This window comes from Laceyella sediminis, from assembly GCF_003003125.1.
In the GTDB taxonomy this organism is placed as follows: Bacteria; Bacillota; Bacilli; order Thermoactinomycetales; family Thermoactinomycetaceae; genus Laceyella; species Laceyella tengchongensis.
On record NZ_PVTZ01000001.1, the window covers coordinates 197096 to 221650 of the forward strand.

Annotated in this window: 30 protein-coding genes and 1 pseudogene; 3 read left to right on the forward strand and 28 right to left on the reverse strand. The window is 51.5% G+C overall.

Going from position 1 to position 24555, the window contains the following annotated elements:
* Positions 1-22 precede the first annotated feature (22 nt).
* Positions 23-646, reverse strand: a complete 624-nt coding sequence (ccpN, locus tag CLV36_RS01040; protein ID WP_029071851.1) for a transcriptional regulator CcpN — start codon at positions 644-646, stop codon at positions 23-25.
* Between the two features lie 210 nt (positions 647-856).
* Here ccpN and CLV36_RS01045 point away from each other — a divergent pair, with 210 nt between their 5' ends.
* A complete protein-coding gene (locus CLV36_RS01045; protein WP_181352755.1) occupies positions 857-1771 on the forward strand; it encodes an apurinic/apyrimidinic endonuclease family protein in 915 nt (304 codons plus the stop codon).
* 62 nt (positions 1772-1833) lie between these two features.
* Here CLV36_RS01045 and CLV36_RS01050 read toward each other — a convergent pair whose 3' ends face one another.
* From CLV36_RS01050 to CLV36_RS01150, 22 genes and pseudogenes are all read right to left on the reverse strand, one after another.
* A complete protein-coding gene (locus CLV36_RS01050) occupies positions 1834-2568 on the reverse strand; it encodes an Imm26 family immunity protein (protein ID WP_102992959.1) in 735 nt (244 codons plus the stop codon).
* A gap of 190 nt (positions 2569-2758) precedes the next feature.
* Positions 2759-3058, reverse strand: a pseudogene (locus CLV36_RS17575) (GNAT family N-acetyltransferase); the annotation flags it as partial.
* A gap of 24 nt (positions 3059-3082) precedes the next feature.
* Entirely contained in the window at positions 3083-3337 is a 255-nt protein-coding gene (locus CLV36_RS17580; protein WP_245888259.1) for a GNAT family N-acetyltransferase, read from the reverse strand.
* Positions 3338-3425: 88 nt separating this feature from the next.
* Positions 3426-5507 carry a glycine--tRNA ligase subunit beta gene (gene glyS, locus CLV36_RS01060; RefSeq protein ID WP_106341455.1) on the reverse strand — a complete coding sequence of 694 codons (2082 nt, stop codon included), beginning with the start codon at positions 5505-5507 and terminating at the stop codon, positions 3426-3428.
* Positions 5504-6391 (reverse strand): glycine--tRNA ligase subunit alpha, encoded by an 888-nt coding sequence (gene glyQ, locus CLV36_RS01065; RefSeq protein ID WP_029071852.1) that lies wholly within the window; start codon positions 6389-6391, stop codon positions 5504-5506. The genes glyS and glyQ overlap by 4 nt, the downstream gene beginning before the upstream one ends.
* A gap of 342 nt (positions 6392-6733) precedes the next feature.
* Entirely contained in the window at positions 6734-7486 is a 753-nt protein-coding gene (gene recO, locus CLV36_RS01070) for a DNA repair protein RecO (RefSeq protein ID WP_181352756.1), read from the reverse strand.
* 17 nt (positions 7487-7503) lie between these two features.
* Positions 7504-7635, reverse strand: coding sequence for a YqzL family protein (locus CLV36_RS01075; RefSeq protein WP_022736641.1), 132 nt, complete (start codon positions 7633-7635; stop codon positions 7504-7506).
* A gap of 82 nt (positions 7636-7717) precedes the next feature.
* Positions 7718-8620 (reverse strand): GTPase Era, encoded by a 903-nt coding sequence (gene era, locus CLV36_RS01080; protein ID WP_054096030.1) that lies wholly within the window; start codon positions 8618-8620, stop codon positions 7718-7720.
* Positions 8610-9017, reverse strand: coding sequence for a cytidine deaminase (locus tag CLV36_RS01085; RefSeq protein WP_102992964.1), 408 nt, complete (start codon positions 9015-9017; stop codon positions 8610-8612). The genes era and CLV36_RS01085 overlap by 11 nt, the downstream gene beginning before the upstream one ends.
* Before the next feature lie 69 nt (positions 9018-9086).
* On the reverse strand, positions 9087-9782 hold the full coding sequence (locus CLV36_RS01090) for a diacylglycerol kinase (protein ID WP_102992965.1): 696 nt from the start codon (positions 9780-9782) through the stop codon (positions 9087-9089).
* 11 nt (positions 9783-9793) lie between these two features.
* Positions 9794-10264: an rRNA maturation RNase YbeY gene (ybeY, locus tag CLV36_RS01095; protein WP_106341457.1), complete on the reverse strand. Its 471-nt coding sequence runs from the start codon at positions 10262-10264 to the stop codon at positions 9794-9796.
* The gene (locus CLV36_RS01100) at positions 10261-12417 is read right to left on the reverse strand and encodes an HD family phosphohydrolase (RefSeq protein ID WP_106341458.1); all 2157 of its coding nucleotides are present in this window, start codon (positions 12415-12417) and stop codon (positions 10261-10263) included. Before CLV36_RS01100 ends, ybeY begins: the two co-directional genes overlap by 4 nt.
* 22 nt (positions 12418-12439) lie before the next feature.
* Positions 12440-13408, reverse strand: coding sequence for a PhoH family protein (locus CLV36_RS01105; protein ID WP_106341459.1), 969 nt, complete (start codon positions 13406-13408; stop codon positions 12440-12442).
* Between the two features lie 4 nt (positions 13409-13412).
* Complete coding sequence (gene yqfD / locus CLV36_RS01110; RefSeq protein WP_181352757.1) at positions 13413-14606, reverse strand: sporulation protein YqfD; 1194 nt, start codon at positions 14604-14606, stop codon at positions 13413-13415.
* Between the two features lie 13 nt (positions 14607-14619).
* Positions 14620-14877: a sporulation protein YqfC gene (gene yqfC / locus CLV36_RS01115; protein WP_035951802.1), complete on the reverse strand. Its 258-nt coding sequence runs from the start codon at positions 14875-14877 to the stop codon at positions 14620-14622.
* Positions 14878-14984: 107 nt separating this feature from the next.
* The gene (locus tag CLV36_RS01120) at positions 14985-15176 is read right to left on the reverse strand and encodes an alpha/beta-type small acid-soluble spore protein (RefSeq protein WP_022736650.1); all 192 of its coding nucleotides are present in this window, start codon (positions 15174-15176) and stop codon (positions 14985-14987) included.
* A 78-nt stretch (positions 15177-15254) separates the two neighbouring features.
* Positions 15255-15434 (reverse strand): hypothetical protein, encoded by a 180-nt coding sequence (locus CLV36_RS01125; protein WP_022736651.1) that lies wholly within the window; start codon positions 15432-15434, stop codon positions 15255-15257.
* A complete protein-coding gene (floA, locus tag CLV36_RS01130) occupies positions 15431-16414 on the reverse strand; it encodes a flotillin-like protein FloA (protein WP_022736652.1) in 984 nt (327 codons plus the stop codon). The genes CLV36_RS01125 and floA overlap by 4 nt, the downstream gene beginning before the upstream one ends.
* 59 nt (positions 16415-16473) lie before the next feature.
* A complete protein-coding gene (locus tag CLV36_RS01135) occupies positions 16474-17115 on the reverse strand; it encodes an NfeD family protein (protein ID WP_022736653.1) in 642 nt (213 codons plus the stop codon).
* Positions 17116-17171: 56 nt separating this feature from the next.
* The gene (locus CLV36_RS01140; RefSeq protein WP_022736654.1) at positions 17172-17618 is read right to left on the reverse strand and encodes a GatB/YqeY domain-containing protein; all 447 of its coding nucleotides are present in this window, start codon (positions 17616-17618) and stop codon (positions 17172-17174) included.
* 14 nt (positions 17619-17632) lie between these two features.
* Complete coding sequence (rpsU, locus tag CLV36_RS01145) at positions 17633-17818, reverse strand: 30S ribosomal protein S21 (protein WP_102992974.1); 186 nt, start codon at positions 17816-17818, stop codon at positions 17633-17635.
* A 240-nt stretch (positions 17819-18058) separates the two neighbouring features.
* Positions 18059-18403: a histidine triad nucleotide-binding protein gene (locus CLV36_RS01150; protein ID WP_022736656.1), complete on the reverse strand. Its 345-nt coding sequence runs from the start codon at positions 18401-18403 to the stop codon at positions 18059-18061.
* A 96-nt stretch (positions 18404-18499) separates the two neighbouring features.
* On the opposite strand from CLV36_RS01150, the gene CLV36_RS01155 reads away from it, so the two are divergent.
* Positions 18500-18832, forward strand: coding sequence for a hypothetical protein (locus tag CLV36_RS01155; RefSeq protein WP_022736657.1), 333 nt, complete (start codon positions 18500-18502; stop codon positions 18830-18832).
* A 341-nt stretch (positions 18833-19173) separates the two neighbouring features.
* Complete coding sequence (locus tag CLV36_RS01160; protein ID WP_022736658.1) at positions 19174-20154, forward strand: Na/Pi cotransporter family protein; 981 nt, start codon at positions 19174-19176, stop codon at positions 20152-20154.
* Here CLV36_RS01160 and deoC read toward each other — a convergent pair.
* The 5 genes from deoC to prmA form a co-directional block, all read right to left on the reverse strand.
* Positions 20148-20819 carry a deoxyribose-phosphate aldolase gene (gene deoC, locus CLV36_RS01165; protein ID WP_022736659.1) on the reverse strand — a complete coding sequence of 224 codons (672 nt, stop codon included), beginning with the start codon at positions 20817-20819 and terminating at the stop codon, positions 20148-20150. The two genes, CLV36_RS01160 and deoC, sit on opposite strands and share 7 nt — an antisense overlap.
* Positions 20816-21259 carry an NUDIX hydrolase gene (locus tag CLV36_RS01170; protein ID WP_022736660.1) on the reverse strand — a complete coding sequence of 148 codons (444 nt, stop codon included), beginning with the start codon at positions 21257-21259 and terminating at the stop codon, positions 20816-20818. Before CLV36_RS01170 ends, deoC begins: the two co-directional genes overlap by 4 nt.
* Before the next feature lie 208 nt (positions 21260-21467).
* The gene (mtaB, locus tag CLV36_RS01175) at positions 21468-22817 is read right to left on the reverse strand and encodes a tRNA (N(6)-L-threonylcarbamoyladenosine(37)-C(2))-methylthiotransferase MtaB (RefSeq protein ID WP_022736661.1); all 1350 of its coding nucleotides are present in this window, start codon (positions 22815-22817) and stop codon (positions 21468-21470) included.
* A gap of 1 nt (position 22818) precedes the next feature.
* Complete coding sequence (locus tag CLV36_RS01180; protein WP_106341461.1) at positions 22819-23556, reverse strand: 16S rRNA (uracil(1498)-N(3))-methyltransferase; 738 nt, start codon at positions 23554-23556, stop codon at positions 22819-22821.
* 17 nt (positions 23557-23573) lie between these two features.
* Positions 23574-24518, reverse strand: a complete 945-nt coding sequence (gene prmA, locus CLV36_RS01185) for a 50S ribosomal protein L11 methyltransferase (RefSeq protein WP_106341462.1) — start codon at positions 24516-24518, stop codon at positions 23574-23576.
* Positions 24519-24555: the final 37 nt, after the last annotated feature.

A 24555-nucleotide genomic window follows, 5' to 3' on the forward strand; every position in this document is an offset into this window, starting at 1 on the left:
GGGCTTCCCTCCTTCAACCGGGTTACGGTTGTCCTAGTTCGACAAATGCTTTCACTAAGGTAGTTTTACTGATCCGACCGACCACTTCCATCTCTTGGGGACGATCTTGGAACGGGCGCACGACAGGAAGTGAATCAACCTCATGCCGCATCATTTGCACCGCCGCATAATAGAGCGTGTCATCGGGCGTGCACGTGACGATATTCGGCATGCGCGTCATGATGACGCCAACTGGCATCGAACGCAGTTCTTGTTTACCCATTGCAGCCTGCAACAGGTCTTTGCGGGAAACGACGCCAACCAATTGCCCCTCATTTTTGGTCACAATCAGGGAACCCACATCCTCCAAAAACATCGTGCAAATCGCGTCGTAAATGGATGTTTCCTCCCGAACCACGACAGGCAGAGACTTGTAATCTCGCACAGATAAATTGCGGATATGTTCACCCAGCAGTTGGTTCGTCGTTTTTCCGGAATAGAAATAGCCAACGCGAGGCCGGGCGTCCAACAGACCAGCCATGGTTAGGATGGCCAGGTCAGGCCTTAGTGTCGCTCGAGTCAACTTCAGCTTTTCCGCGATTTGTTCACCTGTGATCGGGCCTTCCGCCTTCACGATCTCAAGGATTTTTTCTTGGCGTTTCGTCAGTTCGATACGCTTACACCCCCTGGTGGAGCAAAATATCTCATTTTAATATGACATACTATTTTATGATAATCTAGATATAGTATATACTAAATCATTCTGTTTTTACCACTGCAATTTTTTGGCTCATAGGTTACGCTATAAGCAACTAGATTTCAAAAATCTGATTAAGTATTGGACATGGATTCTAATTAATCATAGGAGATGAATAACATGCTGTTCACCAATCCGATTGCCGCATATTGTCCCATTCACTTTCACGCGTTGCGCCAAACGGCGGACGCCGGCTGCCCGCAGATTGAATTGCAATTCCCTAACGATCCCTATTCGGCCACCGAGCTATCGGAGCTACTGCAACTGTCAAAGCTCACACCGGTCGCCTTCCGAGCCCCTGTTTCCCTGGGGTTGGGCACATCCCCTTTTCCATTGGAAGAATGGAAACATTGGCTTGCGCTCATCGCCCAGCTAAACTTGGAAAGACCCCGTTTGGTATGCCACGCCGCTCCGGTGCCACTCGGTGCGATCTTTGAATACATGGATGACCACCCCACCGATTTCCATTCCTTGCAAGAGATGAAAAGCGAGTTGGTAAAGCGCATCGCCGCACAACTCAACCAACTGCACGAACTCGGCAAAGCGGCCAATATTGAGCTATTCATCGAAAATGCGCCGATGGGCGGAGATACTTATTTCGAACCGGGCCATTCCATGCTTTATCCAGTTCTGCGAACCCCCCGCCATCTCTTGCAATTAACCGAGCAAGCCCCCGTGCAGATCTGTTTTGACACGGCTCATGCCCGGATTACGTCCAATGCGCTCACTTATATGCACCGTTCTCGGAGCCTATTTGCCGGAGCCACAGAGCAAGAGATTTTGCACGCTCCAAACCATTGGCTTCGTTTCCACGAACTGTGCAAAGAACGCATCGGACTGGTACGGTTGGGTTATGCCCTCAGTTGGGGGGACACCCCGTCCACCCGTCACATCCCGTTTCCCGAATCTGCCTACGATGAATTGATCGACTTCGCTGAACAAGTCGACCCCTCTCTCCCCATTGTGCTGGCAGTCGGCGGAAAAGAGGCGCTACAGCAATCGTTGGCCACACTTCATGAATTAAAACGGACATAATAGGTATGATCTTCACACCAAGGCCATTGGGAAAGATCGTTTTCCCCATGGCCTTGGTCGCTTCATTGATTGGCGCTTACGAATACCTCATACAACCAGGTTTCCACTTGCTGTCGTGAATGGATGCCGTCTGGATTACGCACTGCTTCTGCCTCCTCTTTGGAGACGCCGTATTCCCTGGCATCCGGCGAATTGGCCGCCCCACGGCTGATATAATATAAACGGCTGTTCCCAAAGAACGTGATATCGTACCCATAAAAATCAGGCAGTTGATAGGCTGCCTCATCAAACGGCATCTTGCCGATCCGTTTCCAAGCGCCAGTCAGAATCGGCGCCGCCTCCGTACACAAAGTAAATATTTGTTTTTTCTCTTTCTTCTTGAAGGTGGCCAAGGTCATCGCTCTTTTGCTGAACAGGTCATAATATTCGAGGTACCAAGGCTCATCCGGCTTCCCACCGCGGACAATCATGGCGTATCCGGTCAGCTTACCGTCCAACAGCGGTATAGCCACGATATCACCCGGTTGTATTTGGTCGGATTTGGCCGATTTGGGCGCTTTTTTCACTTTAATTTTGCAATCGGTCACTTGCTTACCAGCCAGTTCGTCACTGGCGCGTTCTCCCGCGATGGCGAGGGAGGCTTGCATGATGCCCTGCCATTCTTCCAATGTCGGTGTGCGTCCAATTTGCTCGACACTGGTGCGGGCGAGATTAACCCAAGTCTCACTTAGCATTTGGCTCAACTGCTGCTCATGCGGATGCGGTTTCTTTGGTGTTGTCTCTTTTTTTCTTGGCATGATCGGGTATCACACTCTCCCAGCGTTTGGCATGTATCTAATGATTTCAAAAACGATGCCGATTGTCGCCTTTCATCGATGCAGGCGGAAGCGGATAGCACGCAAATCCCTTTCCGTCCGCTTCCATCACTGCCTCCCATTCTATGGCTGATCAGCATACATAAGGGTTCCACATCTTATTTTAAATCTTTTATTTTATGTTACAACCTGCGCCTTCCCTTCCAACCCCCTGATGATACTCCGTCGCCTTCATCCCGTATACGACGATGTCCTCAAATCGCCCATACAGATGGACGGCTTCCTTCAGTATCCCTTCCTTCCGAAATCCCAATCGTTCTGGGATCGCTCTGCTTCGATGGTTGGGGGCTGCCACCCGAATCTCGATGCGATTGAGGCCGTAATGCTCAAAGCCGATAGCAAGAAGCGAGCGGACCGCAGCGCTCGCCAGCCCTTTACCTTGCTGATCGGCAGCAAGCCAGTAGCCAATCTCTCCCTGGCGGTTGAGCCAGTTTAACTAATGGAAACCAATCATGCCGACAATGTTACCTTCCAGCACCATCGCCGCTTGGAATCCTTGATTGTCAGCGTACTGGTTCAACCAATTTTTTATGATGGATTTATAGTCGTCGGGTGATTTCATATCATCCACCCAAGGCAACCAAGGACGCAAATGGCAACGATTTTGATCGACGACCGCGTATAACTCTTCCCGATCTGCTTGCGTGGGCAACTTTAATGAAAGCTGTTCATTCACCGGAAAATAAAACACCGGCCTCTTCCTCCTTCACAGCGAGTGATGAGAATCCGACATTGTAAAGAAAACGCAAGCGAGTGAAAGCTTGCGTTTTGCATACAAATCAGGAAGGGAAAACCACATGTTCAAACGCGGCAAATGCGCTTGTCAACGACGTGATTTCCCGTAACAGGGCCAAGCGGTTTTTTCTCACCGTTTCATCATCAACCATGACCATGACCTGATCGAAATATTGATGGATTTCCGGCACCATGATCATCAGGGCGTGATAGAGAGCGCCGGGATCATCGTTCTCTTTTGCCCGCTCCCACTCCGTTTTGGCGCGGTTAAGGGCTTCATATAGGCTGTGTTCAGCCGGATCAGCGAACAAATCGGCCGTCACAGCTGTATCGTCTGCTTTGGCTGCCAAATTGGCCACGCGGGTGAAGCCTTCCACTTCCAATTTGAACGCATCTCGATCCAACTGATCCATCAGTACTTGCGCTTTGCGGATGATAAACGCTGGGTACGACAGTTCTCCTCCTAACACCGCCTCGATCACATCATAGCGAATCTCCATCTCTTGCATGACGGCTTTCAGGCGCAAAGCGAAGAATTGAAGCAAGTCCCGTTCGACCTCAAGGCGTTCCACTTTGAGAAGACCAGCCTGCGCCAACTGATCCACCGCCGCTTCGATCAACGCAGTGAGCGAGAGCGACTGGAAGGAGGGGCTCAGCAGAATCTGCACGATGCCGGCCGCTTTTCTACGCAGACCATAGGGGTCTTGCGAACCTGTCGGCTGGATGCCGATACCAAAGCTAGCGGCGATGGCATCCATTTTGTCTGCCAAACCGATCAATCCGCCGAGCAGATGTTGCGGCACGTCATCTCCTGCGAAACGGGGCAGGTAGTGTTCATGAATCGCTTTTGCCACTTCCGCGTCTTCTCCATGCGCCAACGCATAATGACTACCCATGATGCCTTCCAATTCCGGGAATTCCCCGACCATTTGCGTGGCTAGGTCAAATTTGCAAATCGCGGCAGCGCGGTCCAGTTTGGATCGGTCGACGGGCAAGCCCCCTTGTTCGGCTAAAATCCGAGCCACCTCTCCAATCCGTCCGATCCGGTCACCAACGCTCCCCAACTCTTCTTGGTAGACGATGTTGGCCAGCTTCGCATTGGCCTCTTCAATCGGCAATTTCAAATCTTCATCATAGAAGAAACGGGCGTCGGCCAGCCGCGCGCGCAACACTTTTTCATTCCCTTTGGCCACATTCTCCAACCCGTTGCTGTCACCGTTGCGAACAGCCACGAAGAAAGGAAGCAATTGGCCGGATCGGTCTTCCACTGGGAAATACCGCTGATGTTCGCGCATGGTGGTGATCAGCACTTCGCGGGGCACTGCTAAGTACTCTGCGGAGAATGTGCCGTAAAACGCAGTCGGGTATTCCACCAGATGCGTCACTTCGTCCAACAGCCCCTTATCAACGGGGATTTTCCAGTTGTGCGTCTCCTCCAGTTGCCGCAATTGGCTCAAAATCAAGTTGCGGCGTTCTTCGACGTCGGCGAGCACATATTGGCCGCGCAAGTCCTCTACATAGCGTTCTGGCGTTGTCAGCGCGATTTCCTGTCCTAAGAAGCGATGGCCTCGAGTGAGATTGCCAGCCTTCAACCCCGCCCATTCCACTGGCACCACTTCTTCTCCGAACAAGCACACCAACCAGCGCACCGGGCGGATGAATCGGGTGCGGTCATTCCACCGCATGGTTTTGGGGAAGTGCAAACTGGAGATCACTTCCGGCAGTCCCTTCAACAGCTGGGCAACCGTCTCTTCACCTGGCTGATGCAACTGGGCGAACACATAGGTCTCACCCTTCACTTCTTTCAAAGTGAGCTGGTCGACGGTCAGCCCGTTTTTGCGCGCAAATCCTTCGGCTGCTTTGCTCCAGCCTCCGTCCGGAGTCTTAGCGATCCGCGCCGCTGGGCCTCTCACTTCCTCTTCCTTGTCGGCTTGCTTCTCAGCCACAGCGTGGATAAGCACCGTCAAGCGCCGCGGTGTCGCATAGGTTTTCACTGCTCCATGCTGAATGCGATTTTCTGTCAACCAAGCGGACAACTTATCCCCTAATTGCTGTACCGCCCCGTCAATAAACCGCGCCGGCACCTCTTCGCAACCAATTTCCAATAGCAAATCCCGTTCGCTCATTTCGATTCCCCTCCCTTGTCTTTCAATAATGGGAAGCCCAATTTTTCACGTTCTTCAATGTACGCGCGGGCGATGCGGCGTGATAGGTTGCGTACCCGGCCAATGTAACCGGTACGTTCGGTCACACTGATCGCTCCCCGTGCATCGAGCAGGTTAAAGGTATGGGAACATTTCAGCGCATAATCATATGCCGGGAAAACCAAATTCTCTTCCAACGCTCTCTTCGCCTCACGCTCATACTGGTCAAACAATTGGAACAGCCATTCTTTATCCGAGATTTCAAATGTGTATTTGGAATGCTCGTATTCGGGTTGCTGGAAAACATCGCCATACTTTACGCCATCCACCCATTCAAGCTCATACACATTCTCTTTGTCTTGTATGTAGAGTGCCAGTCGCTCCAGCCCGTAGGTCAACTCCACCGACACCGGCTCTACATCCATGCTCCCCACTTGTTGGAAATAGGTGAACTGGGTCGCTTCCATTCCATCAACCCATACTTCCCAGCCCAATCCCGCAGCGCCAAAAGTGGGATTTTCCCAGTTATCTTCCACAAAGCGGATGTCATGCTGAAGCGGATCAAGTCCCAGCGCCTTCAAGCTGTCTAAATAAATTTCTTGGATATTCTCAGGCACCGGCTTTAAAATGACTTGAAATTGATGGTGTTGATACAACCGGTTGGGATTTTCGCCATAGCGCCCGTCAGCTGGACGGCGCGAAGGCTCCACATACGCCGCTTTCCATGGCTCCGGGCCGAGCGCGCGCAAAAACGTCATCGGATTCAGCGTGCCAGCCCCTTTTTCCGTGTCGTATGGTTGCACGAGGACGCAACCTTGCGACGACCAGAATTCCTGCAACTGTTTGATCATTTGTTGCATATTCATGAAATACACAACCCCCCACGTCTTTTTAAACACTAAAAAACCTCTCGTCCCATGACAAAAGAAGTGTTTGCCATAGGGACGAGAGGTTATTTCCCGCGGTTCCACCCTATTTGGCTGACAACGTATCGCCAGCCCGCTCTCAGTATGGTGCGCTCCGGAACTGCCCTTCACCAAGCACCGTCACCAGGCTTCCACCCTCCCCGGTTCGCTTTGCACGGCCGTCTTGGCTACTCCTTTTCCTTCTTCGCGCACGCTCGCATTGATCTAGCCTACGGCTTGCTCCTATATCACAAGCAAGCGTTTCATGGCAAAAAATATAACAAAACCAAAAGCCGTTGTCAATCATCCGCCAGCCCAAGTTTTGCGTATGCTGTCAAGCAAAGCGTGCGATTTGCACTCCCAAGGCAGATGCTCTTGCATAAACGCGCGGAGCAACGTCTCCAGCTGTTCATTGGTTTCTGCTTTAACCGTCACTTCGCCCATCCGCTCAGGGGCAAGGCGGCCCAACAGCGGTAAGATGCGGGCTACCGCTGGCGATACCGAAAGCCCGCGTGGATCAAGGTGGGCACATGCTTCGCACAAAAAGCCACCCTGGGTCACACTAAACCGAACCGGGCGCGAATCTTGACGGCAATGCGCACAATGATCCAACACGGGTGCGCTTCCGGCTAGAGAAAGTATTCTCAACTCGATCACCCTGGTCAAAATTTCGGGGTCAGTCCCTTGTTCCAGCCGGGACAGCAATGTTTTCAGAAGGCGGTAAAAAGCGGGATGCGGTTCTTTCTCCGCCAAGCTTTTATCAATCAATTCAAACCAATATGCTCCGTATGAAGTAAGCAATAAATCAGAACGGATCCCATGATGCGAATCCAACAGATCCGCTTGAGACAAGGAAACGATGCCACCGCCGCCGAAGCTGACGAAATGGGCGACGGTGAAAGGCTCGGTCACGGCGCTGAAACGGCTCTTCGTTTTTTTGGACCCGCGGGCCATCAAGGCCACTTTGCCCAAAAACTCAGTGAACACCGTCACAATCTGATGGCTTTCCCCATAATCCCGAGCCTTCAGGACAATCCCTTCAAATTTGTTCAACAAGCGAATCGCCCTTTCTCCTAACCGTCCTCCTCGTCCTCTTCCGGGCGTTCATTCCCATCCGTTTGCTGGGGCACTGCCAAATCTCTGTACAACAGGTAAGCGTCAACGCTCCCCGTTCGCTGAAAGATATTCCAGGCCAGATTTTGCATCTAGCATCATCCTTTCGGCTGTGCGATACACAAACTTAGGATGAACTAGAAAGGCGAGGAGTATTAGATGGAAAAATTGGTATTACTCTTCTTCGCGGTATCCGAATTGCCGCAACATCATCTCCTCATTGCGCCAATCCTTCTTCACTTTCACCCACAGATCGAGGAAGATACGGGTTCCAAGCAACCGCTCCATCTCTTCGCGGGCCCGCTTCCCCACTTCCTTGAGCAATGAGCCTTTCTTTCCGATCAAAATCCCCTTTTGGGAGGGGCGCTCGGTATAAATGACCGCGCGGACGTCGACGATGTCTTTGTCTTCACGCCGCTTCATCTCCTCAATCACAACCGCCACCGAATGAGGGATTTCCTCGCGGGTCATCTCCAACACTTTTTCACGAATCAATTCCCCGACAATGAACCGCTCTGGGTGATCCGTCACCTGGTCGGCGGGATAATATTGCGGGCCCTCCGGCAAATGGCTTATCAGCAAATCCATCAGCGTGGAGGTATTGTTACCCTGCAACGCCGAAATCGGCACTACCTCGTTGAACGGATATTCCTTACGATAACGGTCGATCAGTGGCAACAACTCGTCGGGATGGACTTGGTCAATCTTGTTGACAACCAAGAACACAGGGGTTTTCACATTGCGCAGATTTTCCATGATATAGCGATCCCCTGGCCCATACCCTTCCGCGGCATCAATCAAAAACAGCACCAAATCGACTTCATCGAGGGCATCCCGGGCTGTCTTGACCAAAAACTCCCCTAACTTGGAATGCGGCTTGTGAATCCCTGGCGTGTCTAAAAAGACGACCTGCCCTCTCTCATCGGTATACACCCCACGAATTTTGTTGCGGGTCGTCTGCGGTTTATCTGACATGATAGCGATCTTTTGCCCCACCACATGGTTCATAAGAGTAGATTTACCCACATTTGGGCGACCGATCAATGCTACAAATCCCGAGCGGTAATTATTGTCCATGGCCATCTAAATCTTCCTTTCCAAACGCTCCCGGCAACAACTCACCCACTGTCGTCACCGTGGTTTCTCCCTTCATGTTGGCAAGCCACACTTTCATATCAGGCGGGCACAGCTCCGCCATGACTTGGCGACAAGCTCCACAAGGGGAAACCGGCCCCGGGGTGTCGGCGACAATCGCAATCCCCTCCAACGCCCGGTGTCCCTCCGACACGGCCTTGAACAGCGCTGTCCGCTCCGCGCAGTTACTCAATCCGTAAGACGCATTTTCTATGTTGCAGCCGGCGATGATCTTCCCATCCGCCGTCAGTAAAGCCGCACCGACGGGAAACTGGGAATAGGGCACATACGCCCGCTGCCTTGCCGATTTTGCAGCTTCGATCAACTTTTCCATTTCCATACTCTTCTCCTTAAACGACAATCACATGCTTAACAGGGTTCCATTATTATAGAAAAAAAAAGGGGGGCATTACAAGAATTGCACCCCGATTCCGGCCACGATGGTTCCCAGGGCCGCGCCGAGCAGGATGGGCTTGCGGTTCACTTGATCCCGCAAACGGACGCCCATGACCATACCCAAAAGCAACAGGGCCAACAACCCGATGTAGAGGTTCCCTGTTACCGCAATAATCAAAGCGGCCACGCAAAAAGAGAGCGACGTGATCATGCTGGGTTCCCAACCAGCCAGATCCACACGGTGCAACCACCCTTTGAGAAACATCGTCAAAAAGAAATTAAACACAATGATAACTGCTAATCCCATATTGGCGGGATAGGACGCCGTTTCCGACGTCTTGAGTGAAAAAAACAATGACTGAAGATAGGGATAAAACACGCTAAAGCCCACGATCACAGCCAGGCCCGCCGTTAGCAAAACAGCGCCGGCCGCCACATCCTTGGCCACTTTAGCCAAGGGGTGGTACTCTTCGGTCACCAGATCAACCAACGCTTCAATCGCCGTATTGATCAATTCGGCGAACAGCACCAAGATGATCGTAACAAACAAAACCAAGACTTCCACTTTGCTCATCGGGAGGTACATGGCGAGTAATAAGACGATTAAAGCCGCGACATAATGAATCCGCATGTTGCGCTGGGTACCGATCGTATATTTTAATCCCTCCAACGCAAAAATGAAGCTTTTAATCAGTTTTGTCACCCACACAAGCTTGCCTCCTATCTATGGAGACCAACCAGGCTTAAAATCTCCTCCTGTTTCGCAAACATTTCTTCCTCTTCTTCTTTGGTCTCATGGTCATAGCCAAGCAGATGTAAAAAGCCATGGACAGCCAAAAAACCTACTTCACGGTCAAGGGAGTGGCCATACGCTTCAGCCTGTTCCTTGGCTTTGGGAAGGGAGATCACGATATCGCCGAGCGCCACCCTCTCTTCCTCTTCATCGATCACCCATTCCTCATCCGGCTCCCACAACGGAAAGGAGAGGACATCTGTCGGTCTGTCCACATCGCGATATTCTTTGTTTAATTGATGAATCCGTTCATTATCCACAATGGTTACCGAGACTTCGACGGGCGGCAGTTCTTCCACCTCTGCCGCCCGATTGAGCGCGGCTTCCACCCAGTTGATCGCATGTTGTTCATCTGGTGTCAATGTTATTTCCACATTTAGCTCGATCTTACACTTCATCCTTGTTTTGCTCCTTTGACGGGTTCTTCCGGATATTCGATTCGTGAATGGAAAATGCCTTGCAGGGTCTCACAAATCGAGTTGGCAATGATTTCTAACTCTTTCAAGGTTAAATCACATTCGTTGAATTGTCCATCTTCCAAGCGATCCCGGATGATCTTGTTAACCATGTTTTGAATACGCGACGGCGTCGGCCGCGACAACGAACGAACCGCCGCTTCGACGCAATCGCAAATCCCCACGATCGCCGCTTCTTTAAACTGTGCTTTCGGGCCTGGATAGCGGTAATCTTCTTGGCGTACCTGATCGCCGTCTCTCTCCTGTTGCAATGCTTTGTAGTAGAAGTATTTGATCAAGGTCGTCCCATGGTGCTGTGCCGCGATATCCTGGATCTGCTTGGGGATTTTATGTTGCTTCAAAATCTCTACACCATCCCGCGCATGGGAAATGATGATCGTTTTGGACAAGTTAGGTGAAATCTTGTCATGGGGATTCAAGCGTTTCAGTTGGTTTTCAATGAAAAACTGCGGCCGCTTCGTTTTCCCGATGTCATGGTAATACGAACCCACACGTGCCAACAACCCATCCGCGCCGATCGCTTCCGCCGCCGCCTCAGACAAATTACCAACCATGATCGAATGATGATAGGTACCCGGCGTTTTGATCAACAACTGCCGCAGCAACGGATGGTTCGGATTGCTGAGCTCGATCAAGCGCATAGGGGACAAGATGCCGAACATCGTTTCAAAGTAGGGCAAAAAGCCCATTGTCAACACCGCAGAAAACAACCCAGAGAGCGCGCCGAACGCCAGCGATTGGAGTAACACCGTCCAGGTCCCTTCTGAAGGCAACATGAAATGCAAAGCGGTAATCGGAAACATGCTCGCCACCGCTGCAACCGCCCCGGCCTGCAATATGGCGCCACGCTTGCGCACATCGGTTAAAGCGAACGCCGCGGCGGTACCGCTGATCAAAGAGACCAATCCATATCGGAAATCGAACAGCAAATGGTTCTCCCCATTAAATAACATGCTTGCGGCCACGGCCAACAACATGGCGCAGACGATGGCCAACTCCATATTCAAAAGCAGGGTGATCAGCATGGTCCCTAAACCGACCGGAGCCAAATAACCGATCATACTCCATTCCAAATTTTGCCCAAAGGCGATAAACTTCATCCCCACTAGGGTTAACAACAATACACTGAACAACAGGAGTAGCCTAGCGTTGTTGCGGAATACGGAGCGGTGAAAACGGCGAATATAGAAGAACAGTGCACTTAACATGGAAATCACCAGCAAGCCTAAGCCCAGGTGGGGCAAGAAATTGCTGTCCTTGCGTAGCAACCCCAACTCCTCTAGCTTGCGGTATTGGTCTTCTGTGACCACTTCGCCCAACGCGACGATAATTTGTCCCTTGTTGATCGGGATCGGTCGAACAGCCTCTCTGGCCGCATCGCGCAGTTGTTCCGTCTGCTTCTCATCGTAAAATTCGTTGGCCACAATGCTTTTTTTGGCAATCTCCCTAAGGACGACCCGCGCCTTGGAGTCCAATGAATTTTCAATCATCGTAGCCAAAATCTTGTCGTCGACGGATTCGCGCTTCTCCTTCAATTCAGATTGGCGAACGCCTTTTTCCAAAATGTCATGAACGATTTCACGCGCTTTCAAACGTACATCCGTCAACGCTTCAGGAGACAAGGTGGACAGCGTATGGTAAAAGGACTCCGGAAAATCATCCGAGATCGTTTCATTCAACACCGTCTTCACTTGCTTTTCCTTTTCGGCTTGGGACAGGCCGTCATCGGAAAGAATTTTGCGGATATCCGCGAAAAAACGGTCAATCTTGTCTATCTGTTGATTGGTTAACCGATCATCCTTGGCATAAACCCGGTCCACCTTCTCTGCCGCCTGTTTCTTGGCTTCTTCGGTAGCCGTCAGGTCAATCTTAGTCACTGGAGAGACGATGGTTTCCGGACTCACCATGCCCGTTTGAATCTCTACCCGCTCAGGTAAAATATGTTTTATGAGCAATAAATAGAACGCGATCCCAAAGATCGCGTATAACAACAAATGCATGCGTATGCTGGTTTTCCATCTGTCAGTGAACCATGACAGCGCGCCTGTGGATGACGGTTCCTTTTTCTCTTTCATCGTTGAACCGGCTCCTTATCTCTTATTCCTGATTTTCATCAAGCTCGTAAGCGTCAATGATCTTCTGCACCAACGTGTGGCGCACAACATCTTCCTGCCCCAGATGGATGAACTTAATTTCGGGCACCCTAGCCAAAATGCGCTCGGCTTCTTTCAGGCCCGACTGCTTTCCTCTGGGCAGATCCACTTGGGTCACATCCCCCGTCACCACCATTTTGGACCCGAAGCCCAGCCGGGTCAAGAACATCTTCATCTGTTCCGGCGTGGTGTTCTGCGCTTCATCCAGAATGACAAACGAATCCTCAAGGGTTCTTCCCCGCATATACGCCAACGGAGCAACCTCGATCAGACCCCGTTCCATCATCTTGCTCACTTGTTCGGTACCCAACATGGTGTATAAGCTATCATAAAGCGGACGGAGGTACGGATCCACTTTCTCTTGCAAATCACCGGGCAAAAAACCTAAGTTTTCACCTGCTTCCACCGCCGGGCGGGTGAGGACGATTTTCTTCACCATATGTGACTTTAATGCCGACACCGCCATCACGACAGCCAAAAAGGTTTTACCTGTCCCCGCAGGTCCGACACCAAACACGATGTCTGACTTTTTGATCGCGGAAACATAATGGCGCTGTCCGATGGATTTGACACGCACCGCTTTCCCTTTTTGCGTGACGCCGACTTCTTCTTGAAACAGATCCAACAAGTCGTCAACCCTGCCTTGCTTGGCCAAGCGGTGGGCATAAATGACATCCCGGTCAGTCAAAGTCATTCCTTTGCGGATCAGCTTCAACAAAACGTTGAACAACGGTTCCAAGACGTCCGTTTCTTCCTTCGGCCCTTGGATCACAATCTCTTCGCCGCGTGAATGGATCTTTGCGTTGGTGTTAGCTTCAATCTGCTTCAAATGCGCATCTTGTGGCCCAAACAGGCTAAGCGCTTCCGCGGTATCCCGCACTCTGATTTTCACTGTGGTTTCATGATTTTGCAATGGCTCATTCTCCTTGCAGAATCGGTTGTTTTTTAACGATATCCTCAATCACATCAAAGTGTACTTTCAAATAAACTTTACCATTCTCCACGCGAGTGTGCAAAACTTTTTCCCCAAGAATCCGTCCGTCCCGCCCCAATTTTTGCCGCATTTCGTCGCTGGCCCTCGCGCGTCCAAGCTGAATCGCTTGCTTCGGTTCCCACTTTTCCTCCACCCATTCGACTTCCATGATTTCTTCTTCTATATATCCAAGCGGCAAGGGCCATTTCCCGACGTACATGGCGTAAGCGCGCTCCTTTGTCTCGTGTTTGGCGAAACCCACCGGTTCCCCCCATGGATTTGGAATCACCCAGCCAAACAGGTAGGGGCGCTTCCGTTTCACCTTGGCGCCCGTATACACTTTGCGCTTGCGCTCAAGCGGCAAGGACACATCTGATTCGTACCACACTTCCCCCAATACTTTACCTTGGGCTCCCACTATTTTTCCCGATTTGGGATCACTTTGATTACCATAGATGCCGGATACCAAAATTTGCCCCTTTTTGACCACATCATTCACTTCTACTTGGGGATTTCCACGGATGACCTGCATATCGTATATGAGCGCATTTTTGGTTGATACCAAATGAACGGGACCCGCCCCGACTTCGTCTCCCCCCGGCCGACCCACTTCTTTTTTTTCGACCACAGTAACTACCACGCGTGTCCCTTCTACGCGCATGCCAATCCAAGCTGCCTGCGGCAACTGCATGAGCAATTGGTGTTGCACCTGTTCACGGTCTGGAAGGTTTCCTTTCCACTGGCCACGATATACACCTTCCCGTTTCAAGAGTGCTTGTACATGTTGCGCTTGAATGCGTTCAGTGCCCTCAATCTGAACATTCCAGACGAATGAACTCAATGTCACCAGCATCAAGAAAAAAAGAGGAATGCCGATGAAGAAGAATTTCCTGCGCTTCGCCTGCTTCCATAGAAACGGCGCCCCTTCTTTCCGCACCATGCGCATCCGAACCCCCGATTGCCGACCCAAGGCGTACAGGCGAAAAAAATGCGGCAGGGGGACAGTGAGGCGGATGGTTCCACTGTCTTCCCAGCGTATGTGTTCCAATGGGATTTGCGCTTGCACAGCTTGGTTTATCCAATCGAGTAACCGTTCCCCTTTGCAGACCAATTCCACTTTTCCGTAGATGGATTGCACATGTGCTCGCCCCTTACTCCTCATAACTCAATGAATGTATCTGGCCTTCGATCAATATCATGCCAGGCGTTATCGTTTTAATGTTCAGACTTTGACCGCGGATTGACAGCCGACCTTGTGTGAGCTTCAACGTCAATTGCTGGGGCTCAAACCGCTCCACATCGCGAATGTTCTCCACCAGGCATTGGGAGCTACCCAACATTTCTACACGCGGCAGTTCTTGCGTCACATCCGCCGGCAAGTCGAAAAAATCAGATGCCCATTTGCGCATATGTGTTTGCACCCTTTTCTTCTTCTTGCTAACTCTTATGCCTGGTTGGCTTCGTTTATGAAAAGTAAAAGCGGCACAACCAAAGTTGTGCCGCTTGCACCAACGTATTAGATTTTCATATCTTGTTGTGCTTGAGATATCAAGCGCTTAGTGATCTCTCCACCGACTGAGCCGTTTGCACGGGACGTCGTGTCTGACCCTAGATTCACCCCAAACTCAGCCGCAATCTCTTCTTTAAATTGATTGAGCACCTGAGCCGCACCCGGCACCAATAAGCGGTTACGATTGGATCGGGCCATCCTCCCCACCTCCTTCATGTTGGTACACTTAGTATGAAAAGAAGAAGATGGGACTAACAGGGATAATTGTTTCCAAGCTTACCGAAACAACCCAAATCGCCGATGTGGACGCAGGGCACGCGGCCGATCGAGGATTTCTTTGATGACAAACGCCTGTTTTAACGACCGGGCTCCCAATGAAGGCAACTTCGTCGGCGAGGCCGTTACCGATTGCCGCGCTCCATCCACTTTCAACCCGTTGCGCTCCCTATCTCTCATGATTCGCCATCCTGTGCTTGATCTTGACTGATGGAACGGCGCATTTTAGTGTCGGCTTCAATGTTTTGCAACGCATAATAATCCATGAAACCCATTTTGCCCGACCGGAGCGACTCTGACAGCGCCAGTGGCACTTGCGCTTCCGCCTCGATCACTTTGGCTTGCATCTCTTGCACCTTGGCTTTCATCTCCTGTTCAAGAGCAACGGCCATGGCACGGCGCTCCTCGGCTTTGGCCTGCGCAATCTTCTTATCGGCTTCCGCTTGGTCGATCTGCAACTTCGCCCCGATATTTTCCCCGATATCAACATCAGCGATATCAATGGACAAAATTTCAAAAGCAGTCCCTGCATCCAACCCTTTGGACAAGACCATATTGGAAATCATGTCAGGATTTTCAAGCACTTCTTTGTGACTGTTTGCCGAACCGTTGGTGGTAACGATCCCTTCGCCGACGCGCGCGATGATCGTTTCTTCCCCCGCGCCCCCGACCAGGCGGTCAATATTGGCGCGAACTGTAACCCGCGCAATCACTTTTACCTCAATACCGTCTTTACACACCGCCGAAACAACCGGGGTTTCAATCACCTTGGGATTCACGCTCATTTGTACTGCTTCCAACACATCCCGTCCGGCGAGGTCAATTGCCGCAGCCCGTTCGAACACGAGGTCAATGTTGGCCCGCTGCGCCGCAATCAAGGCATCAACCACACGATCCACATTCCCCCCTGCCAGATAGTGCGTTTCCAATTGTGACAAATCAACGGTCAACCCCGCCTTGCGCGCTTTAATGAGCGGATTAACAATGCGGGCAGGGACAATACGGCGTAACCGCATCGCGATCAATGTGGTAAGCCCCACATATACGCCGGATGCCATTGCGCTGATCCACAACATGACCGGCACAAAAGAAAAGAGGATAGACAATCCAATAATCACGAGGATGACAATAAATCCAAACCCAATGATGCTTGTTTCCATATAATCACTCCTTTTAGCTTTCAAACACGGAGATGCAACACTTTATTCATACCCGATTTTTATTCATCTGCAACCTCTTTTCGGACGACTACTCGCATGCCATCAACCGCAATCACTTTCACTTTGGCTCCCTTAGGAATGATATCGCCTTCACTCACAACATCTTCTTTGCGTTCGCCAAACTGGGCGTATCCGGATGGACGAAGCGGGGTGATAGCAATTCCCTCCTGCCCTAAGAGCCACTTTCGGTCTTCCGCGGATACATAGCCCGCCTCATTTGTCTGCTCGTCTCGCAGCACCAACTTATTCCAACCGATCTTCAGACCAAAGAATTTAAACAGGATCCAAATCACAACCAAGGCCAACAAAAAGCCCCATACCACCACCCACAAGCTGGAGGCAGTCATCACTAAGGAGGCGATGAGGGCAATGCTCCCCAAAGCCCCGATAATCCCGAGCGTGGGCAACAGCATCTCCAGGATCAACAGCACGATCCCGAGCACGAATAGGCTTGGTGGCTGCCAGCCCATGGGCTCCGCCATCCATATAGCCCCAAAATAGGCAAAGAACATGATGCCACCAACAAGTCCGGGGAAAATCAAGCCGGGGGACAGCAATTCGACGGTCAAGCCGATCAAACCAACCGATAAGAGCAACGTCATGACGACGGGATGAGTCAACATCTGAGCGAATTCTGCCATCTGTGTTCTTACTCCCTTCGCTTGTTATAAAAAAACAGCGTGTCATGGACACGCTGTTACGAACCCAAAGCCTCCGACACCAAACGGTTGACCAAACGGCCATCCGCGCGTCCTTTCACTTTAGGCATGATGGCACCCATCACTTTACCCATATCCGCTTTGGATGAAGCGCCGACTTGCTTCACGGCCTCAGCCACAATTGCGCGAACTTCCTCTTCACTCAATTGTTCAGGTAAGTACGATTCCAGGATAACCATCTCTTCTTTTTCTTTTGCGGCTAACTCGTCACGCCCGGCCTTTTCATATTCCGCGATGGAATCCCGCCGTTGTTTCACTTGTTTCGTGATGACGTCAAGGATTTCATCATCGGTGAGCGGACGGCGTTTGTCGATCTCCACTTTTTTCAACGCCGCTTTGAGCATGCGGATGGTGGAGAGCTTGCCTTTGTCTTTATTTTTGAGAGCCAACTTCATATCTTGATCCAATTGGGTTGAAAGACTCAACTGTTGACACCTCACTACCTGCTACGCTTTCTGTTTTTGCGAGCGTTGGCTTCCGCTTTTTTCTTACGGCGCACGCTGGGCTTTTCATAGCGTTCGCGATCTCTCACATCTCTTAAAACGCCTGCTCTTGCGACATCACGCTTAAAACGACGCAAAGCGGCATCCAGCGATTCATTTTTACGCACTCGGGTTTCAACCATGCTATTCCCTCCCTCCACGGGTCCGTTAGGCCGCTTGGGCGGGCAACCTAACTCAAGGAAAAGACCCACACATTTCCACGCAGTTAGCGGCCTCATCCCCTCAGGAGGATCAGCACCAACAACACCTGCAAATGTGAAATTGCCAACGATGCCCAACTTCAGAGCAGAAACCCTGACAAAACCGTTGGAATGTAAGCAGTCAACTTTTATTATAACTTAGCATGCCGGCTTCTGTCAAAATCAGCCTGGCGGCCAAGTCAAAGTTCTGCCACCAATCACATGAAAATGAATGTGATGGACGGTTTGCCCACCATCTTCCCCTATATTATTTACTACACGGAAGCCCTTCTCAGCAAGCCCCAATTCACGGGAAACCGTCTGAATAGCTGAGAAAATTTTCCCCAGCAGGACATGGTCCTCCGGCGCAATTTCCATCAGCGAGGCGATGTGGCGCTTAGGAATAACTAACACATGCGTTGGTGCGACTGGCGAAATATCGTGAAACGCCAGCACATGCTCATCCTCATACACTTTTTTGGATGGGATTTTCCCTTCGACGATTTGACAAAAAATGCACTGTTCCATCTGTTAACCTCCACTGGAAAAACACACCTGATCATTCACCCATTTTTCCCAAGAACATATGATATAACACTCTTGCACAGGAAGGAGACGCAGGCCATGTCACAACCATCTTCCACTCGCGCATCGCACCTGACGCGGATGATTCGCAAAATCGTCAAAGAAGAACTCGACTCCATGTACAAAAAAAAAGAAAACCCGCTCAATAATCAAGAGACCGACCATGATGACGATTTGTTCGCCCAATTCACCGCGCCACGGTTGGCAGAAGATTTGGACACTGGAACTTGGAACATTTTCGGCGCGACAGAGCCCCGCTCCTCTAATCGTCCTGAACAAGCTCGCGCCCTGCCCGGATTTCCAGAGTTGTACCGTCCTGATTTCAGTGAGCTTGAAAGCCCACCCTATCTTCCAAAATTCCCGAAGCGGTGAATCTCCCTTCCTGCACACGTTGCAACATGGGATGATGACCTGGTTCAAGGGTTTGAAGCTGGCAGACAATGTGGCCCAGAGCCGATTTTTGAGTCTAATCACGCGGTCAGTGACTTGGCCGCCAAACGCTGGCAACGGGCAAAGTCCTTGCCATCACCAGAATGACTGCTCTACGGCGACAACTTGATCAAATCCTTCCAGTCACTGGAGTTTTCAAAAATCTCACTCATCGGGAATTGTCCACAGCTTGGTTGCCCTTGGCTAAGGGCTTATTTTCATTTTACTGGTCATTCCCCCTCCCTGTCCACCATATACATGTGAAAAGGACAAGGAGGTGCGCCATGATTTGGACTGCGATTATCCTGCCGTTTTTTATCGGCTTAACCATTTTTCTATATGGTTTGGGGTGGATGCGGACGGGGTTGGAAGCCCTCGCCCGCGAACGATTGCACCACATCTTGCTCCGTTTCACCCGCACCCCGATGCGCGGCTTTGCTACCGGGATCGCCACCACCGCCTGCCTGCAAAGCAGCACCGCAGTCACTGTGCTTACGATCGGGTTTGTGAATGCAGGCATTCTTTCTTTTGCCCACTCCATCGGCATCATTCTGGGCAGCAACATCGGCACGACCGTTACCACACAGCTGTTGACACTAAAAATTGAGGATTTCGCGGTTCCGCTTATGATCATCGGCCTCATCCTGCGCGTGTTTCAGCATGACACCTTGCGTCTCATAGGAAAAGTCCTGATCGGTTTTGGGGCGATCTTCTGGGGCATCCACTTGATGCAAACAATTAACGATCCCTTGAGAGAAATGGGCTGGGTGGAGTGGTTCATCCAACACAGCGGCAATCCCATCGTCAGCGGATTGCTTGTCGGAATGCTCTTGACCGCGCTGATCCATAGCAGTAGCGCATGCATCGCGATCGCAATGGGCTTTTACGCCACGGGGGTTATCACCCTACCCTTTGCGATCGCGGTGGTGTTCGGTAGCAATGTCGGGACTTGCGTCACGGCGATGATCGCATCGGTGGGAGCGAATATCGCATCCAAGCAAGTCGCGCTCGCCCATTTATTGCTCAATGTAGCCGGAGCAGCTATTTTCACCCCTCTGATTCCGTTCATCAGCGAAATCAGTCCCTATCTGTCCTCAGATCCGGCAACACAAGTGGCACACATTCAAACCCTGTTCAACATCATCTGCTCCATTGCCGTGATGCCGTTTTGCCGTGAGTTCGCGTCATTCATTTCCCGCTTGGTACCCGATGAATCGACGGCGTGGAAAAAGGCAACTGCTGTCCCCGCTACACGGCGTCAATAAGCATCCGTGCCTTTACCGCCACTGACAATAGCGACACTGGCGCTGGCGCCGATGCGGTTGGCGCCGGCCTGAATCATTTGCCATGCCGTTTCTTTATCACGCACGCCTCCGGAAGCTTTCACTCCCAAATCCGAACCCACCGTTTGCCGCATCAGGCGAACCGCTTCAACTGTGGCGCCTCCTTTGCCAAAACCGGTGGACGTTTTCACAAAGTGGGCCCCCGCCGCTTTGGCTTGCTCACACGCGGCCACAATCTCTTCCTCTGTCAAAAGCCCTGTTTCCAGAATCACTTTAACCAATGCACCATCGGCCGCCTCAACCACGGCACGGATATCCTCCTTTACCGCTTTCACATCGCCCGATTTGAGTGCGCCTATATTGATGACCATATCAATTTCGCTCGCCCCATTTTGCACGGCGTTTTTGGTTTCAAACGCTTTGGTTTCAGGCGTCGTCGCTCCCAGTGGAAAGCCTACCACCGTGCAAACAGCCACATCACTGCCCGCCAAGTGGGACGCCGCTTCTTTGACCCAATATGGATTGACACATACCGAAGCGAAACCGTGCTCTTTTGCCTCTTGGCACAACCGGATCACTTGCTCTTTGGTCGCATCTGCCTTCAGCAACGTATGGTCAATCATCGCTGCCAACGCTTTAGCGTTCATCCTTGCTCTCCATCCTTTCTCATTGACTCCAATTTGTCCAGAGCCGATTTGAGTACTTCATCATTGTTATCGTAACCCATTGTCGTTTGTTTCTCCCATGCCTCAGCGAGCGAGCACCAAACAACGCCGTTAATTTCCGCCAATTGCGGGGTTTCTTCGCCCGAAATGGCTCGGACGAGATAGTAATGAACCGTTTTCTCCACGGTGCCATGCTCTTCATGCGTGTAAGCATATGTAATCGTTTGCAAGAAAGAAACGATCTTCCCTTTGATGCCCGTCTCTTCAAGAATTTCCCGCAAAGCAGTCTCTTCATCCGTCTCTCCGGCTTCTTTTTTGCCTTTGGGCAGAGTCCAACGGCCAAACCGGTCTTCAATCATCAGGACTTCCAACCCGTGGGGCCGTTCGCGATAAACCACGCCGCCTGCCGAAATCTCTTTCATTTGCGTCCTCCCTTTCCTTCTGGTTGAAGGCGTGTCACTCAATGTTGCTGACGCCACCATGCATCAGCGATCATAGCATAGTCAAGGAACCGGCACAAGATTCAGCGCCACGCGTTGTTGTCTTTGGGTATGCCGACTTGCCGGATGCAAAAAAAAACAGCCGGACTCCCAAACTTAGGAGCCTCACGGCTGTTCCTCTTGACTGGCATTAACCGACACGCGCTGGCCGTGGCACATCATCAACTACGCGGACAAATGTGCCCAGGCAATATTCAGGCGATGCAACCTTATCGATCCGCACGCGGCATACTTTCCCCACCATCTCTTCCGTCGCCGGGAACGCCACTTGCAGATAATTGTCGGAATACCCCATATACAATCCACTCGTCGGGTCTTCTTTGTATGGACGCTCCGGAATCACTTCCAACACATCGCCGACAAATTTTTGCGCGTATGTCACCGTCAAGCGTTCCGAAAGCTCGATCAATTTGCGAACGCGCTCATGTTTTACTTCTTCCGGCACTTGATCCGGCATGCGCGCGGCAGGCGTCCCTGTCCGTTTGGAGTAAGGGAATACGTGCATTTGATACAGTTTCAGCTCTTCGACGAAACGATAGCCATTATTAAACTGCTCTTCGGTCTCGCCAGGGAAACCTACAATCATGTCAGTGGTGATGGCCAAATTGGGCATCGCCTCATGCAATTGCATGATCTTCTCTTTGAATTCCGCTGTCGTGTATTTGCGTCTCATCCGCTTCAACACTTCGTCATCCCCAGCTTGGAGAGGAATGTGCAAGTGGCGGCACATTTTTTCAGACGCATTCAACACTTCGATCACACGCTCATCGATCTGGCTCGCTTCAATCGAACTGATCCGCACCCGCTTAAGCCCCTCGATTTTGTCCAAATCCCAGAGCAGGTCGGCCAACTTGTAGTTTTCAAAGTCCTCGCCATATCCGCCCGTGTGAATCCCGGTCAAAACAATTTCCTTATATCCGGCAGCCACAAGCTGGCGGGCTTGGTTCAAGACGTTTTCCGGTTTGCGGCTACGGGAAAGACCTTTCGCCCACGGGATGATGCAGAATGTGCAGAAGTTGTTGCACCCTTCTTGGATCTTCAGCGATGCGCGGGTCCGGTCAGCAAAGTCCGGCACATCCAGCTCTTCATACTCGCGCTGTTTCATGATGTTGCCAACCGCATTGATCGGCTGGCGCTGAGCCAAATACTGCTCTACATACTCCGTCAGCTTGTCGCGTCCCTGGGTGCCAACCACGATGTCCACCCCTGGGATCGCCGCCACTTCCGCAGGCGACGTTTGCGCGTAACAACCGGTCACAGCGATCACGGCGTCTGGGTTACGTCGAATCGCACGGCGAATCACTTGCCGGCTCTTTTTGTCGCCCGTGTTGGTCACCGTGCATGTGTTGATGAGATACACATCCGCCTTGTCTTCAAAATCCACCCGGGTATAACCCGCTTTCATAAACAGTTGCCAGATCGCTTCCGTCTCATATGCGTTCACCTTGCATCCCAACGTGTGAAACGCAACTGTTCTCATGTTATTCACCCCCTAAATCTTGCCTTGCGAACAAGATGCACGAGAGCGCCATCAGCGGCGCTGTCTCTGTTCGCAATATACGTGAACCAAGCGAGATCGGCACCGCGCCGGCCTCTTTCGCTTCCTCGATCTCCGACTCCGTGAACCCACCTTCCGGGCCCACGATCAACAAGATCTCATCCTTGGCTGAGGCCATCGCTTCGGCCAAGGGGAGACCTCCTTTTTCATACGCAATCCATGCGCATTCCCGTTTCCCGATTTCTTGCAAGAGCGCTTTCCAGGACATTGGGGTGGCCACTGTCGGTAGCTTGCCCCGATGAGCTTGTTCAGCAGCCTCTTTCACGATCCGCTCCCACCGCTCCCGTTTCTTGCCGATTTTGCGAGCATCGATTTTCACAATACTCCGCTCCGACGAAAACGGCAAAAAGGCGGAAGCACCCAACTCCGTTCCTTTTTGCAAAATCCACTCCAATTTGTCACCCTTGGGCAAGGATTGTGCAATCAGGACTTTCGTCCGGGGCTCTCCCCGCGAAGGCGTCCGCTCAACGATGCGGGCTATGATCTGGTCGCCATCGATGGATTCAATCTCCGCCAGATAGTCTAAGCCCTGTCCAGCGCAACAGATGATTCGGTCACCCGGTTTGTTGCGCATCACGTTTTTTATGTGATGGACATCATCTCCGACCAGTCGAATGGATGTCTCCACGATTTGTTCTTGAGCAATGAAATATCTTTGCATTTGACACTCCTACCAGTCTACCATTTTTTTGCCGCAATGGCTACCCAGCCGTCTTGGTGAATGGTTTCCATTACTTCAAGTCCCATCATGGTAAGCGCTTCTTCCACGAGTTCCCGTTTCTCCTCAATAATACCGGAAGCGATGAACACTCCGCCAGGAACCAAAACCCGCGGTAAATCATGAACGAACTTCAATATGATTTCCGCCAGGATGTTGGCTACTACCACTTCGGCCGTATCAGCCACACCCTTGAGCAAATCTCCCTCTTTGGCCGTCACTTGCGCCGACAATCCGTTGATGGCGATGTTCTCCTGTGCTTTTTCCACCGCCACCGGATCCAAATCCAAGGCCAAAACCGGTTCAGCTCCCAATTTGCCCGCAACAATGCTCAACACACCACTTCCACATCCCACGTCTATAACTCGCTGTTGCGGCTGAAGGTATTTCTCCAGCAAACGGATGGACAGAACGGTGGTCGGGTGGGTGCCGGTGCCGAAAGCCATGCCGGGATCCAGCTCGATGACGCGCTCATCCGCTGATGCCGGTTCATGGGTTTCCCAATGAGGCTTGATCACAATGCGGTCGGTCACCCGGATTGGCTTGTAATATTTTTTCCATTCATCCGCCCACGCGGATTCATTCACTTCTTGTGTCGTGACAGAGGCTGGCCCCACGTCGAATCCAGCAGAGCGCAAATCCTCTAACCGTTGTTTCACCTGCGCGACAAATGCGTCCGCATCCGGGCACGCCAACGATGAGAGATAGGCTTTCACGCGCACGCCCTCCTGCGGATAATCGTCTGGAGACAATTCAATGATCTCCCCGTACCAATTGTCCCACTCGCGGTGAAGCACTTCAGGGTCTTCGATGGAAACCCCATCGCCGCCGAGGTCTTGCAAAATGTAGCTAACCGCCTCCGTCGCCTCTTGGCTGGTATGGACACATATCTCGATCCAATTCAACTCAATCCCTCCACATGATAAAGAAAAACGGGCAAAG